The sequence below is a fragment of the Corynebacterium hiratae genome (genome assembly GCF_009708045.1).
In the GTDB taxonomy this organism is placed as follows: domain Bacteria; phylum Actinomycetota; class Actinomycetes; order Mycobacteriales; family Mycobacteriaceae; genus Corynebacterium; species Corynebacterium hiratae.
On record NZ_VIOG01000003.1, the window covers coordinates 1 to 14,157 of the forward strand.

General features: G+C 59.1%; 9 protein-coding genes and 1 pseudogene. 3 read left to right on the forward strand and 7 right to left on the reverse strand.

Annotation, left to right across the window (positions count from 1 at the left end; genetic code table 11):
• Positions 1-143 (reverse strand): annotated as a pseudogene (locus tag FME68_RS13500) (ISL3 family transposase); the annotation flags it as partial.
• Positions 144-276: 133 nt separating this feature from the next.
• Between FME68_RS13500 and FME68_RS02980 the strand changes: the two are divergent.
• Complete coding sequence (locus FME68_RS02980) at positions 277-2,046, forward strand: DUF262 domain-containing protein (protein WP_070545543.1); 1,770 nt, start codon at positions 277-279, stop codon at positions 2,044-2,046.
• 345 nt (positions 2,047-2,391) lie between these two features.
• Here FME68_RS02980 and FME68_RS02985 read toward each other — a convergent pair whose 3' ends face one another.
• The 5 genes from FME68_RS02985 to FME68_RS03005 all read right to left on the reverse strand — a co-directional run bounded on the left by FME68_RS02985 (position 2,392) and on the right by FME68_RS03005 (position 11,423).
• Positions 2,392-3,528, reverse strand: coding sequence for a DUF3322 domain-containing protein (locus tag FME68_RS02985; protein WP_158395933.1), 1,137 nt, complete (start codon positions 3,526-3,528; stop codon positions 2,392-2,394).
• Positions 3,515-6,913 (reverse strand): ATP-binding protein, encoded by a 3,399-nt coding sequence (locus FME68_RS02990; RefSeq protein WP_158395935.1) that lies wholly within the window; start codon positions 6,911-6,913, stop codon positions 3,515-3,517. The genes FME68_RS02985 and FME68_RS02990 overlap by 14 nt, the downstream gene beginning before the upstream one ends.
• Complete coding sequence (locus tag FME68_RS02995; protein WP_328287693.1) at positions 6,906-7,571, reverse strand: DUF4194 domain-containing protein; 666 nt, start codon at positions 7,569-7,571, stop codon at positions 6,906-6,908. The genes FME68_RS02990 and FME68_RS02995 overlap by 8 nt, the downstream gene beginning before the upstream one ends.
• Positions 7,568-9,040: a DUF3375 domain-containing protein gene (locus FME68_RS03000; protein WP_158395937.1), complete on the reverse strand. Its 1,473-nt coding sequence runs from the start codon at positions 9,038-9,040 to the stop codon at positions 7,568-7,570. Before FME68_RS03000 ends, FME68_RS02995 begins: the two co-directional genes overlap by 4 nt.
• Before the next feature lie 118 nt (positions 9,041-9,158).
• Positions 9,159-11,423, reverse strand: a complete 2,265-nt coding sequence (locus tag FME68_RS03005; RefSeq protein WP_158395939.1) for a DEAD/DEAH box helicase — start codon at positions 11,421-11,423, stop codon at positions 9,159-9,161.
• Positions 11,424-11,867: 444 nt separating this feature from the next.
• Between FME68_RS03005 and FME68_RS03010 the strand changes: the two genes are divergently transcribed.
• Together FME68_RS03010 and FME68_RS03015 are read left to right on the forward strand one after the other, a co-directional pair.
• On the forward strand, positions 11,868-12,020 hold the full coding sequence (locus tag FME68_RS03010; RefSeq protein ID WP_158395941.1) for a hypothetical protein: 153 nt from the start codon (positions 11,868-11,870) through the stop codon (positions 12,018-12,020).
• The gene (locus tag FME68_RS03015) at positions 12,017-12,700 is read left to right on the forward strand and encodes a type II toxin-antitoxin system death-on-curing family toxin (RefSeq protein WP_158395943.1); all 684 of its coding nucleotides are present in this window, start codon (positions 12,017-12,019) and stop codon (positions 12,698-12,700) included. The genes FME68_RS03010 and FME68_RS03015 overlap by 4 nt, the downstream gene beginning before the upstream one ends.
• A 44-nt stretch (positions 12,701-12,744) precedes the next feature.
• On the opposite strand, the gene FME68_RS03020 is transcribed toward FME68_RS03015, so the two are convergent.
• Positions 12,745-14,079, reverse strand: coding sequence for an AAA family ATPase (locus FME68_RS03020; protein ID WP_158395945.1), 1,335 nt, complete (start codon positions 14,077-14,079; stop codon positions 12,745-12,747).
• Positions 14,080-14,157 lie beyond the last annotated feature (78 nt).

Below are 14,157 nucleotides of genomic sequence, written 5' to 3' on the forward strand. Positions count from 1 at the left end.
TGGTCGCGCAGCTTGCCTGGCTGGCCGCAGTCCGGGCACGCGCCGCTAACGGCTACGGGCGTGGCCTCAATGATGGTCAGTGGTCCGGCATCAGCGGCACCGGTGATGGCAAGTCCGATTTCCGCGGCACGGCAGTTGAAAATAGGGGAGCAAACTTGTAAGCGCTAGCGTGCGGGTTTGCTAATATGACGTGGAGCACTTTTGTGCGGAAATGTCATCGCGCTTCTTTGGGGGCTATAGAACCACAAAGGGGCACACTAATCCTAAAGGATAGTTATGCAATTTGAAGCAGTTTCCAGACCTTTGCAAGAGATACTTATAGTGGGTCAGCATGTGATACCTCGTTATCAACGCCGATATGCTTGGGACGAGCTTAATATTGAAGAATTCTGGAATGACCTTAGGAGCAACCAGCAGGGCCACTTCCTCGGAAGTATGGTCGTATGTGGGCCGCGGTCAGGCGAGATGGAGATTATCGACGGGCAACAGCGAATTACGACAGCACTAATCTTGCTCTCTGTATTGCGCGACGAATATATCCGACTCGAGGAAACAGCGCTTGTTGGTGGTATCGAACCACTAATAAAGTACGTTGACCTTAATGGTAAAGAACGATTCCGCCTCGAAAATCGGGACAGTTCTGCGAACGATAGGTTGGTAGAGTCGGTTCTCACTCCCGAAAAGAAACGTCAGTACCCAAATGGACAGTACCTTGACTCGCTTGAAGTTGCGGCTAGGAATAAGTTTGAGGCGCTCATTCATGCTCAACAGGAGAGGACGGGCGACTCGGTTTCAGTACTAAACGAAATGCGAGACTCTTTGGTGAAGGCAGAGGCTGTTTATGTGTGGGCTGATAGTAGGCGTGATGCCTTTGGGGTATTTGAGACTCTAAACGATCGCGGGCAAAGTCTAACGGTTGTTGACTTGGTTAAGAACACAATTTTATCACGGCTAGCTGAGCGAGCCGATCGGGGGGATGACAAAATGTGGGCGAAAGCGATTGACCTTGTTGAGCAGTCGGAGCTTGACAATATTGACTTAAATCAATTCTTGTATTATCACTGGAATTCAATTGCGCAGAATGGCGCTGTAGCGGGCGAGCCTGTGGAAGAAAAGAAAATCCGACGTTCGGTTGAGGAATTCTTGGAAGGGGGAACATGCTCGGAAGAGTCTGCGAAATTCTTCCTTGAAGAGTTTTTGCGATCCGCCTACATTTTTGAAGCCTTAGGTAAGACTTTGACCACCGGTGGGGCAGCGGAACCGTGGAAAGAGCTATCGGAAGGGGTGGGTTGGCACCAACAAAAATTCGATAAAATAGCGTGGGCGCTTTATGGGGTTCTGGTTTCTGGAGCCGCTCAACCATTTATGTTACTTCTGGCACTAATGCGAAAGTACCTCGAGAAAGATGGTTGGATGAAAAGCGCTGATTTGATTGCTTTTCTCCAAGAGATTAAGAATTACCAATTCCGATGGTCGATTGCGGGTAAAGGATCAACTTCGACGCACAGGCGCTTGTATCGCAAAGCTGCTACCATGGTTTACCTTGCTGAAAATGCTGGAGATCTACGCGCCGCGATGCAGGAGTTTCAAATTGGCGCCTCGAAGAAAGGGGCGACAGACCACCAGTTCAAAGCAGGTCTAGGGAAGTTAGTTTACTCTAATTCTCGTAGAAAAGATGTTCATAAGATCCGGTACATTCTTCGAGAAATTGAAACAAATAAGTCGGTAAGAACTCTTGATTTTTCAAAGCTGCAGACGATTGAGCACATTGAACCTCAAGCTAACAAATCCGAGAATACTCCTCGAAATAGTTGGGTATTCAAACTTGGCAACCTGATGCTATTGCCTGGTGAGGTGAACAGTACGCTTCCTAATGGTTTTGCAGATAAAGCGCCAATTCTGGCGAAATATACTGGTGCTCATGACAATGTTCTTCTTCAAGCAGTATCGGATGGCGCGTGGGGAAATGAGTTAGCTGGAAAGCGGCAAGAAGCTATTGAGGACTATGCATGCGTAATTTGGCCGAAGGCAAAAGAGATTGATTGATAGAGTTGAAACAAGATCGTTTCGCTCGCCAGTTACTAGGTTTTGATACCCGTTGACTCGGCAATCATGCTTGCATGTAGCTCACTGTCCAGCAATGTAGGTTTTCTTTTGCCGTTCGACTGCAGCCGTAGGTTTGAGATCACCAGAGTCTGACGAAATCCCACTTAATGTTGAGTATCGCAGGCAACGTTGGAAGTGATAGCGATGGATCTCTTGATGGAATCGGGCAAAATGGGACATGATTTGGCGTAGGAGCAGCTCTACGATATATATCGTCGCTCGGCCCTCACCAAGGCTACGGGCAGGTGAGGGCCATTTTTCTAGCGAGTTTGGGAACTGGTGCCGCTATGTTGGCCCGAGTCGCTTTTTAATAGCATCACTCACATACGCAAACGGAATCCGCTCCTGCTCAATGCGCAGCCGGCCCTCGGTGAACAGAAGGCGGTAGGCGCGCTGCTCTTCGGTGGTGAGGTGGGTGAGGGTGGCAGAGCCGTCGCCGGGGTCGGGGACGGCGAGGTGTTGAAATGCGGTGACGGTGGCGGTGTCCATGAGCAGTGATTTCGTGTGGGGGAAGTGGGCGCGCACGGCGTTGAGGATGGCAAAGCCGGCGGCGTCAAGGTCGCCCCAGTAGGTGATGTCGGCGTGGTGCAGCCAGCTCAGTGCGTGGAGTTGGTGGGCGGCGGTGCCGGAACCGAGGAGGGCGATGGTGGGAGGGGAGGCGTCGGCAAGCGTGGGCAGGGCTAAGAAAGTCTGCTTGTTTTCAACGATGAGTACCCGGGGTGGGGTGTCGGGGAAGAGCTCGGCAGCGTTGGCGAGGGGGATTTCGATATCGGAGAGTGCTGGTGCGTGGTTGAGGTAGCGCAGGCGTAGGCGGGTATCGCTGCGGCGCAGGCCCAAGTCCGTGATACCGAAGGGGGCGAGGAGCGTCAGCAGCAGGCGGCGATGGTTGCCAATCCACTTGCCGTCCACGCCTTCGACCGGCACGGCGCGCTCCCACTCACCGGAATGGGGGTTTGCGCGTAGCCAGGTTAGGCACGGCCCGAGACAGCGCAGGTCATAGGAGCTTAAGTCCTTCCACTGGTTGTAGGAGCGGTGGACGGTGCGGGTGAAGTCCGGGGAGTTCGGGAAGATGGCAGCGATGTCCTGGGCGCGCTGCTGGGCTGTGGAATACTCGCGTTCCAGGCCCGCGGCGGTGGCGATGCGCGCAGCGCCGGTGAGTGCAACGCGGGTGGGCACATCGTTGGCGCCCAGGCCCGCGCGGGACCAATTGCGTGTTTCATAGATGACTTCGTCCTGGTGCGGCCAGCGCTGCCAGGCGCGGATGAAATTTTGGGTGGTGCCGATATCGCGGGCGGCGGCAGTGGCTGTTGGCGGGTGCAGGGGCCACGCCAGGTGCAGTGAATCCGGTTCGGCGAGCGCTTCGGCGAAGTGGTTGTGCAGGTACTTTGCCGCATGCGCCTGCAGGTCTTTAGGCATCCGCATCGGCGGGCTCCTCGGGGTGGGGCTGGTCGGGGTTGGGGGAGGAGAGGGTGGAGGCGTCGATAAGCGAATAGCCCGTGCGCGCCTGCGGGCGGCCGTTGATGAGGGGCTCGTCGTAGTTGACCACGATGGTGCCATCCACGTAGGGCGAGAGCGTCTGGATGAGCTTGAAGGGCGTGGCCAGAATCATGTGGAAACCAAAAGAGGTGAAGACGGACATGGCCGTGCGGGTAAAGGTGGGATCGGCACGGTCAAAGGCCTCGTCCAAGATGATGGAGCCATAGGTGGGCACGTCCTGGTCCGGCTCCGCCAGGCGGAAGCGCAGGGCCGCTGCCAGGCAGAAGAAGACGAGCTTTTGTGCTTGGCCGCCAGAGAGCGACGCGGAGTCCTGATAGGTATTGGCCGTGGTGCCGTCGGGGTAGCACTCGCGGCCGATGAAGCTGACGTGGCGGCGGGTATCCAAGACCACGTTGCGCCAGCGGATATCCTCCGGGTGGCTAGAGCCCAGGCGGCTCAAAATCTTGTCCAGGGCGTGGTAGCGCTGCAGGGCGGCATCGTGCTCATCCTCGCTGATTTCGGCCAGGCTGTGGGAGGTGGCGGCATCGAGGTCCCGCTGGAAGTCTTGGACCACTTGGCCGCGGGCATCCTTGACGTCAATGCGCAGGGTGCGCTCACCGTTGAAGGGCGAGCGCTCCAGGGACTTGTTGATGAACTCCATGCGCGTTTCAATATCGCTGCGGGCATGGCGCAGGGAGGAGGCAAGGTGGGAGAGGTTCTGGACGGTCTGGCCGTTGAGCAGCTCCAGGAAGCGGGCGCGGAAATCCGCCAGGCGGTCAGCTCGTAGGTACTTCAGCTTCTCTATGCCTTCGCCGGCGAAGCTGGCCTGCGGTTCCAGGTCGGCGGCTTCTGCTGGCCACTGGGACAGGTAAGCGTGGAGGACGGAGACGATCTTGCCGTTGGCGTCCTCGATGCGGCGCGCGGCGGTGCGGGCGGCGTCCTGCAGGTCGGCCTGGACTTCATCGCGCCGGGCATCGATGTTATCGATGGTCAGCGTGCGCTTGCCCTTGTGTAAGGCCTCCTCGACGGCTTTCGCTATGTCCTTGTCGGCGATTTCCGGAACGGTACCGATGGCGTGGCGGCGCTCGGTGGAGCGCTTCAGCTCGCCTTCGACGTCGCCGAGGTGCTTCTGTGCCTGGTTGAGCCGGGCGCGGGCGGCGTTCAGCTTTTCCTTCGCGTGCTGATGGGCGGCGGCCAAGGCCTGTGCCTCCGGGGAGGATGCCAGGGAATCGTATTGCGCTTGCAGGTCCTGCTTGCGAGCCTTCGCGGAGGCGGTGTCAATGTCCTGGAACTTCGTCTCCAGCACCTGCTGAGCCTTATCGCGCTGGGTGCGCAAGATGTCCATCTTCCGGTTGAGGTTATGGACCTGCCTGGCTGTGGCGCTGGCGGTTGCTTTGGCCTGCGTCAACTGGGAACGTAGTAGCTCAATCTTGGCGGTGTTGGTGGAACCCACTCGGTACCACGCTGTGCCGGCAAAGCGCGTGCGGTCATCCTTGATGAAACGCGTGGAGCCGTCCTTGTCCTTGGGGCGGCTTTCCAGGCCATCGCGGGTAACGGCCGGAGTTTGGGTGACCTTGTCCAGTTCGGTTACCGACTCCACGCATTCATAGTTGAAGCGGCGGGAAATGTGTTGGCGTACCCACGCCGTCATGGGGTGATCCGGGAATTCCAGCTTGTGGATGAGCTGCCGCGGGCTGCGCGCGGAGGCTGGCGCCGACGTGAACTCCGGGATGGTGCGGTACTCCAGTCGCGTGCCCACGTTGCGGGAGTTGACCCACTGGTTAATGGCTTTCCGCGCTTCCTCAGGCACGAGTAGCGTGGCGGCGAAGGCGTGCAGTAGCTTTTGGATGACCGGCTCCCAGTCCGCCTGCTGCGGGCTGATATCGATGAGCTCGCCGGCGAAGGGAAGCTCGGATTCGGCATAGCCGGTATCGCGGGCAAGTTGGGAGCGCAGCTCCACCAGGGCCTTGTCGATGTTGGTGCGCCGCGAGCTAAAAGAGCGCAGCTCGCTATCGAGCCGGGCGCAGGCGGTGGCCGCATCGCGGGCGGCCACGCCGGCTTCCTGCTGCTGGTTCGTCAGATCGGCGGAGTCGGTCTCGAAGTCGGAGAGGCGCAGCTTAGCGTTGGCCTGAAGCTCGGCGAAACCTTGCGGGCTGAGCTCATAGTGTTCAGTCCACTCGCCCACGGCAGCCGCAAGGCGCTGGAATTCTTTGGAGCGGTGTTCGATCTCTATGTCGGCGGTCTCCATTTTGGCGCGCAGGGCATCGAGCTCTCCGGCGCTGAGTTGGGAGACGGCCATCGCGGCGCGGCGCTCCGCTTCATCGAGGTGGGCGACGTCAGCCTCGAGGGATTCCACTTCCGACTGGGCTTCTACCTGCTGGGCGCTCAGCGCACGGATGCGGGAGTCCAGTTCTTCAGCCACCAGGCGGGCGCGCACGGCCGGCAGCGCTTCGCTCATGGCCTCGGCTTTGTGCTTATCTGCCTCCGCGGTTGCGCGCTGGGCATGCAGCTGGGGTAGGGGAGCGAGCGTATCAATTTGGGCCTTGACGTCTTCGACCCGCAGGTACGCCTGGCGCAGATCCTCAAATTGCTCCACGGCCTCCTCCGCTCTGGAGAAGGTCGAGGGCTTGTCCAGCATGTAGTCCCGGAAGAGCTGATCCAGGCTGGAGAGCGACTTCGCGGACTGCGTGCGGTGAAGCAGCAGCTGCCCCTCCACGTTCTTGATGCCGAGGCGTTTACGGAAGCGATCCGCAAACGTGGCATAGGTAGGTGTAAAGGACGCGCCGGGGCCCTTGTATAGGGCTTTGATCTTGCGGGTGTCCAGGCTGCGGGTGAGCAAAGGGCTGAGCTTATCGACGTCCTCATCACCCGGCACCAGCCCATACAACTTCTTGATCTGGCCGACTGAGTTCTCACCGCCGTTGAGGCGGAAGATAGCTATGAGCGTGTGCTGCTTGCCCGCGCCATTGTCGTAGGTCAGGGCAACCACCGAGTTGGTAGCGCCCTCCCGCAGGTACTCAGGGGCGATCTCACCGGTCTGCGCGTTTTCTTGCTGCCGCCAGGCACCGCGCACGTAGGAGACCAGGCTGCGCCCGTTGTGCCGGCCTAGGTCCTGCTGCGACGCCGCGTTGAACTTCAGGTGGCTCTGTGGAACCAAGACCGCCGACATCGCGTCCAGCAGCGTGGACTTGCCGGAGCCCGAACCGCCGGTGATGAGGAAACCTTTGCGCGCCACCGGGATGGAGAAGTAGCCGTGGAAGGTGCCCCAGTTGATCAGCTGAATGCGGCTGATGCGGAATTGGCCGGGGTACAGGCTGGTGTGGCTAGTCATCGGAAGCCTCCTCCTTTTCCTCGTCTACCTGCTCTTCATCGGCCTGTGCCAGGCGGGCGTATTCATCGCGGATGGCGGTGACGGTGGAGGCGTCGAAAAGCTGGCGGAGCACCGGTGAGACCTCGAAGCGCCCTTCGGTCTCGGTAGCACTCAGCAGGGAGTAGTCGTTGTGAATGCGGTTGATGGCGGCGTTGAAGCGGCGGTTGAAACCGGCCTCATCGCGGTTGTCCACCGCACGGACGTAGCCGATTCCCTCCCGGAGATCCTCCACGTCCACGATGACCCGCTCGCCGGGCAGCGCAAGCCCCAGCTCCTGGCGCAGGTTCAGCAGGATGGCGGTGTCGATGTGCTTGAGCTTGTCCGTGCGCAGCACCTGCGGGATGCTCAAGGTTTCCTCCTCCACCATCCGGGTAAACGCGAAGCCCTCGGTCTCGTCCACGACGAGTTCCAGAAACACCTCATGCAGCCGGGCGCGGAGGTTCTCCTCATCCGAGATGATGGCGGCCCACAGCACCGGTTCCTTCTGCGCGCGAATGAGCGGGCCCTGTAGAAGCTGCACTAACGCGCGCCGCGAATGGTAGGTCAGCGAGCCTTTATCGTGCTCCCACAGCGGTGGCTCGTGGGCGGAATCGACGCGGGGAGTGTGTGCGGCGGTCACTGTAGCTCCTTAACGGTGGTGTGATCGAAATACAGGGTAGGGATGTTGGCGGAGCGAACGGTGCCGTCCTCCTCGGTCCACGTGACTTTCTCACGCGACGGGCGCAGCACGGGCACCGGGTGCTGGTCGGCGATGTGCACTAAGCCCACCACGCTGGCAAGGCCCTGGGTCGGTGGATGGGCTTGCAGCACCTGGCCTACCGTGCAGGGGCCGGACTGGGCGACGGCCGAGCGTACCGCCTCGTGCAATTCTTCGAAGTCAATCTCCGATTCGCGCACCAGCTCATACAAGGTTTGCGGGTCTTCTGCGTCCGGTTGGTATGCCACCGGGGTTTCCTCCACGACTTCCCGTCCCGGGTTGGCCAGGCGAATGCGGGAGACGGAGTGAATCGACATACCGATGCGCTGCAGCGGTGTCTCCATCCGGTGAAAGGCCTTGAGCTCGGAGTTCTGTGCGGCATCGATAGCCATGCCGCGGGCTTCCCGCAGCAGCTCAATCATGCGCCGGTCCTCCGCGAACTGCTCGGAGGAGACATAGTTGCGCAGGCTGCGTGCCAGCCCCGTCATGGTCTGGTTGACCTCGAAGCTGGTGTCTTCCATATCGCGGAAGAGCCTGCGTAGCTGCTGCCGCCTGTCCGGGGGCAGTGCCTGTCCGGCTTCGCTGTCGAGGACCTCCGTGATCCACTGGTCCAACCAGGCGCTGCGCTCCCTATCCATCAAGAGGGAATAGAAGCCGCGGAAACTGCGCCCAGCGTCGGACTCCGCGATGTGGTCCACGCCGTTGAAGATCTCCTCCAGCACCTCGCCGCGGTAGCCCTCTGGATCCAAAAGCTGGCGGCGCAGTTGGTGGTTGAGGGCTTCAAGCTCGTGGCGTACCCGGGCGAAATCGCTCGGCACGGCCATGGCCATGTTCAGCACGTCTTGGACGCGTTCTTCTGCCTCCGCAGCGGTGAGCCTTTCGAACTGCCCGCGGCGGGCTTTCTCGATCTCACGGTCGATGCGGTCGCGCTCTTCCTCCAAGCTGGCCACGCGGCTGGCGATGTCTTCGTTCGTATCCCGCGCTAGCCTTTGCAGCGCGGAGCTGATTGATTCCACGCGTGACGCCGTCACCGTGGTCACCGGTGCCTCCCAGCGCTCAATGGCTTCGAGCGCGGACAGGGCCTCCTCGCTGGGCTCGAGTGTTTCGCCGTGGGAGCTCTTTCCGGACTTTCTGATGAGCCACCCGGCCTTGACCCAGTCATTGCAGTAATTCTGTGGTGTGCGCGGCATGGAAAACTCACTGGCCAACACCTCGAAATCGGTGACCATGAGCTCGTATACCTCCGCCGCCGGGCGTGCCCTAGTGCCGCGCGGGAAGTACTCCGCAATCAACGCCAGAATCACGGGCGCGTTATCCGCGGCCAGGAGCCGGATCGCGGCGGAATCGCGCATCAAACGCCGCAGCGATAGGGCGCGTGCTTCAACAGACATGTCTTGATTCTGACAGGTGCGCCGGACATGCGCAGCGAAGACTGGCTCAAATATTCGAAGCCCGCTGAAATGTGCTCAGCCCCAAATCTAGTGGCATTCGGTCATGCACGGGGTGGCTCTAACTGTTGTTGCGAGTGAACCCCTGCTTGGCAATGGTGGAGCTTCTCTTTCTGAAAGCTGCGGCGAGGGCAGGGACGTTGGGATCAAGAAAGTCGTGGACGGTGGCAGAGATGCTCTCCTTGTCATCGGTATCGCGAGTGACTCGGCCCACCTGCTGAATGACAACGCCGCGGAAGCTAGCTGGGGCGGCCAGCACAAGAGTGTCCAGTGCTGGCAGATCAATGCCTTCGCCGGCCACCTGGGACATGGCTAAAAGGACGAAATGTGGTGTGGTGGCAAGCTGTTCACGCACAGTTTGCCGTTCTGTGGCCTTCTGTCCGCCGTGGAGTTGGAGGACGGGGAAGGGGGCGTCGGCAAGCAAGGCGTTGAGGGCTGCGAGGTGTTCGCGTCTTTTCACCAGGACGAGGACAGTGTGTTCGTCCTGCGCTGCTTGTGAGATGACATCGGCGATGAGTTGGTTGCGGTGCTCATCTGCCGCCAGGGCGGTGTCGAGGTCGGGCCAGAACAGGTAAGGAGCATCGTAGGTGAACTCCGTGTTGTGGACTACATACTTGCGTTGCCCAGGGCGTTCGAGTTCGACGGTATGGCGGATAGGGCCGCAAATGAGGGGAAGTAACTTATCAAGACCGTCGGATCGGTACGGTGTCGCGGTCATGCCGAGCATAAAACGGACGTTGAGGTGTGCGAGGACGTTGGTTAAACCCGCAGCCCCGACCCGGTGGCATTCGTCAACGATGATGTGGCCGTAGCCGGAGAGAAAGTCAGTCTTGGAATCGCTGCGGCTGATGGACTGAGCTGTGACAATGTCTACCACGCCGCTGAGCTTCTTCTTAGCGCCCGAGTATTGCCCAACGTGGACGTCTGGAAGAAACTGTTTGAGGGCTTTGTGCCATTGGGTAGCAAGCTCCCTCGATGGGACGATAACTGCCGTGGGCACTGAACGCTGGGCGATGATTGCACACGCCATGACGGTCTTACCAGTGCCGGGAGGAGCAATGAGCATTCCAGACTTGTGTTTGAGCATCTGTGTGACGGCGGAATGCTGGTAGGGGCGTAGTTCGCCGGCAAATGACGCATCGATGCGCAGGGGCTTGGGCGTATGGCCACGACGTGTGGCGGTATATCCTGCAGTCTTCAGGATATCGAGGACGTCATCGAGCGTGCCGCGGTCGAGCGTGAGGATCTGGTCCTTCTCATCAAAGCGCACGATGATCCGTGGAGTTCCGAAGGTGGAGAAACGCTGGGCCTGCTTGATATAGAACTGCGGGTTAGCAATAGCACCGAGGTGCCGCAGAGCCGAACGGGTGGTGGCGTCGACGCCCGATAAAACGACGTGGACGTGCGAATCGTGCGTGACGTGGACTTTCCCAGAAGCCTTGAGCCTCTTTAGTTCTGCGCGGGTTGGGGCCTGGGGAAGGGATGTCTCGGGATCGGGCTGAAGCTCAGCGTAGATTCTCTTGAGTTCGGCGAGCCTGGATTTCTTCGTCCTAGCCAGGGCATCGAATTGGTCAGGAAATGCTTGGAACTCACTGTCGACGAAGACCGTTGTGCCTTCGGATCGATGGTGGCCAGCCAATGGGAGGGCAATCAGATTGCCGAAACCGCGGCCTTTCGCCGGCAGCGTGTCTTGGGACGGGAAGAAACGGTCGAAACTGGAGAAGTAGGAATCCGGGCTAGCTTTGGCAAGAAGTCCGATGCCCACGGAACGGGCGAGGCTGGCGGGAATAGGTTCGTCGAAGAATACCCAGACGTGAGCGCCGTTCCCTGAGCGTGAAACTTCTATGAGCGGATCGAGTCCATGGTTCTTACATTCTTCGGCGTAGGCGCACGCAGCTTGCTTGAAGTCGTCATCGTCGAAATCGCAGACCAACAGCCGGCAGCTATCATCTGTGCACAGTGGATAAAGTCCAACGTGGAAGCGGTTGTCCCGGCGCAAATGCCCTTCGATCACCTTTGGTGTTAAGGGTTTCAGGTCTGGGTTTCTTCGGTCATAGTAGCCATTGCTGGCCGGGTACCAGGCCTTCTTCCCGGCAGTATTCTTGGCTACTGCGTAGACGTCTGTCCTTCCCGCGAAGTAATCCATGAAGAGCGCAATCTTCTCCTCCGGCGAGCGCCTTTCAGAACGAACGTTTGTCGGCGGCGGTGTGTCTGCGGAATTAGGGCGTGAGGGAGCATGACCGAGGGCCTGCAGCAGCTGGGCTACCTGGGACTCCAATTCGCTAACGCGAGTTTCAAGCGCTTGGAGGCGTTCCTGTTCAGTCATGGCGGGTGTTCCTTGTACGTCGGAACTAGTTTATATGACGGCATGCGGCTAAAAGCCTTGTCGGCGTGTCATTGTATTGCTTAGACTTAATCGCACGACGAGCCGGTCACCGGAACGTTGTCGCCTGGAGCCGCGCAGGCTCCAGAGCTTTTTCTAGAGGGCCTCTGGGGCCGCAGTTATAGGGCGCGTACTTCAACAGTCTTGTCTTGACTCTGACAGGTCCGCTAGATATACGCAGGAAGTGGAGTAATTGGGGTGGCCTCTAGCCATTCGTGCGCAACTCTGTTGTCCTTAAGAAGAGTCTCACTGACAGGTGAAAGGCGCTTCAGATGTAAGTGTCATGCTGGGAAAGGCGCTGATGGCTTCCTCTACGCAGATTCTCCATGAGTGCTAATCTCTGAGATAAGCAGGCACTGATTACTGAAGGACAAAGGAGGGATCAAATTGACAAAGTCAACCGTTTCAAAGCCTGACAACATTAATACTTCTGTAGCTCAGGTACAGAACATGGATGAGGAAGACCGCCGCCGCTACGTCGAGTACTTAGGGCGGGAGATTGCCAATTGGTCCGCGGATCTTAACCGCCGTCTAGCTTGACCGTTTATCCCGACGAAGAGGAAGTCCTTATCGTCGGGGAATTGGCTTGTGGATTCCCTCCCCAAATTCGTGATTCCAATCAGTTTAAAGCAAATGTAAACCGGCCGGCGACCACTGTTCTTGGGAGAGACGCGTTTCCAACCGCCTGGGAGAAAGCTGCAGCACTTTTGCATTCTTTTTGCACCACGCAAAGTCTTTTTGATGGTAACAAGCGGACTGGCTGGGCGGCTTGCTGGTTGTTTCTCAGGCTGAACTTGGCAGTAGGTCCCCTGCTTGGAAAAGTTGATGCAGATGCCTCTGAGCAACTTGTGGAAAGAATAGTTAGTGAAAAAGTTGGCGTTCCTGAAATCGCAGATGCTTTGCGGTCCCTGGTGGCGCCTTTTCTAGGGAACGCCGGTAATCTACCTTCAGGGTTTAGCGTAATTAAAATAACGGATGCAGGGGAAGACTATTTCGTAGGGGTTGGAAAGACTCCTGACGGAACTCGCTTTATTTACCTGTATCTCGCGCTGAGCCAGAGTACCCCTATTGAAATGGTGCTTACTCCCGATCAAGCCCGCGAAGCAGCTGAAGAATTGCTCCAATTTGCCGATAGCCCTCTAGAGAAAAAGAGAATAAAGTTTAAAGCTCGAGCAATTCAGGCGCACTTAGATGTGCATGACTGGTCTAGGTATATCTAGGCAGTTTTGAAGTACTAGAGGTACTAGAACAAGCGCAAGCTAGCTTATGTGCCAGTCGTGACCAGCTCCTTGAGGGCGTCGAGAGCCGCACGGGAGGCAGTGCCGTAGCGCTCGCGAAGGAAGCGGTGGGTGGCGTCGGGGTTGTCGAGTGACACGGATGTCTCGCTGAGGTTGTGCAGCTCCGATTCGCCGGCATCGGTCTTTTCCACCGACCAGAAGCTTTCCGGGCGCAGGCCCAGTTCGCTGGAGCGCTCAAGCACGCTGAAGGCGTGGGAGGCAAAGATGAGCTGCGCGCCGTTGACGTTGATGCTGGGCTCGCGGAAGGCGTGGATGATGAAGTCGAGCAGCGCTGGGCGCAGGGCGGAATCCAGCTCATCAGCCACTAGGATCCCACCGCGGCGCAGCGTATCCAGCACCAGGGGAGCGGTGGCCATCCAATTCTGCGTGCCGCCAGATTCATCGGTCAGCTTCAGCGCGTAGTAGGAGTCACCGGCTTTGTGCTCCACGATGATGGAGTGCAGCAGGGACTCGATCTCTGCATCGGAGTAAGCCTGGAACTCGTCTGGTCGGGGGATGCTGCCGGCGCTGCGGCTGAGCGCATCAATGACCGGGCGCATCTGGCGGAAGACGTGCTCGGGGATGTGGTCCTGGTTCAGCCGCACGGAGTGGATTCCCGAATCGGCCGCGCGCAGCAGCGCGGCAGCCTCATGCAGGTGCAGCTTGCCCTCACGGATAAGGGTGGTGATGCGGGAGGCAGTGCTCATGGAGGTATGGCCGTGCGGCAGGTAAGCCACGTCGTGCACCAGGGCGCTAGCCAGCGGGGCGAGGACGGGGTGCTCATCACGCAGTCCAGCGGACAGGAGCAGCTCGGTGTCATCGATGGGGCCGAGCTTGGCGACGTCCCCTTCATCCATAAAGGACTTAGTCCACTGCACCTCCTCGCCGCGGGTCCGCACGAAGCAGGGGCTCCAGCGGGTCGAGGGCACGCGGCTGAGCCACTCGGCATGCACGCCGGTAAAGCTCCACTGGAAGCCGTAGAGGTAGCGCACGCCGTCGAGTTCGAACTCCAGCTCAAAAGTGCTGGGCAGTCGCTGTGTGCGGGGGTTGAGGCGGTACGGGGCGTGGGGGAGTTGGTTAGGTGGGGCGTCGGCAAGCCAGGCGGTGGCGGAGGACTCGATGGCGAGCAGCGCGAAAGCGAGGGCGTTGAGGATGCTGCTCTTGCCGGAAGCGGTGGGGCCGATGAGTACGGAGATGGGATCGCTAACCTGCGCCCAACCCGTTTTCGGGGCGGTGGAGTGCTGCCAGTCGTGGTAGAGCGTGAGCGTTTGGGTGGCGCGGATGCTGCGGAAGTTGGACACGCTAAAGGAAAGGAGCCTCATGATCACGAGACTACAAGCTCACAGATTCTTCATCAGACAATTCTGTCCTAGGTTCGGGCGCTGAGATTTCGTTCTCGC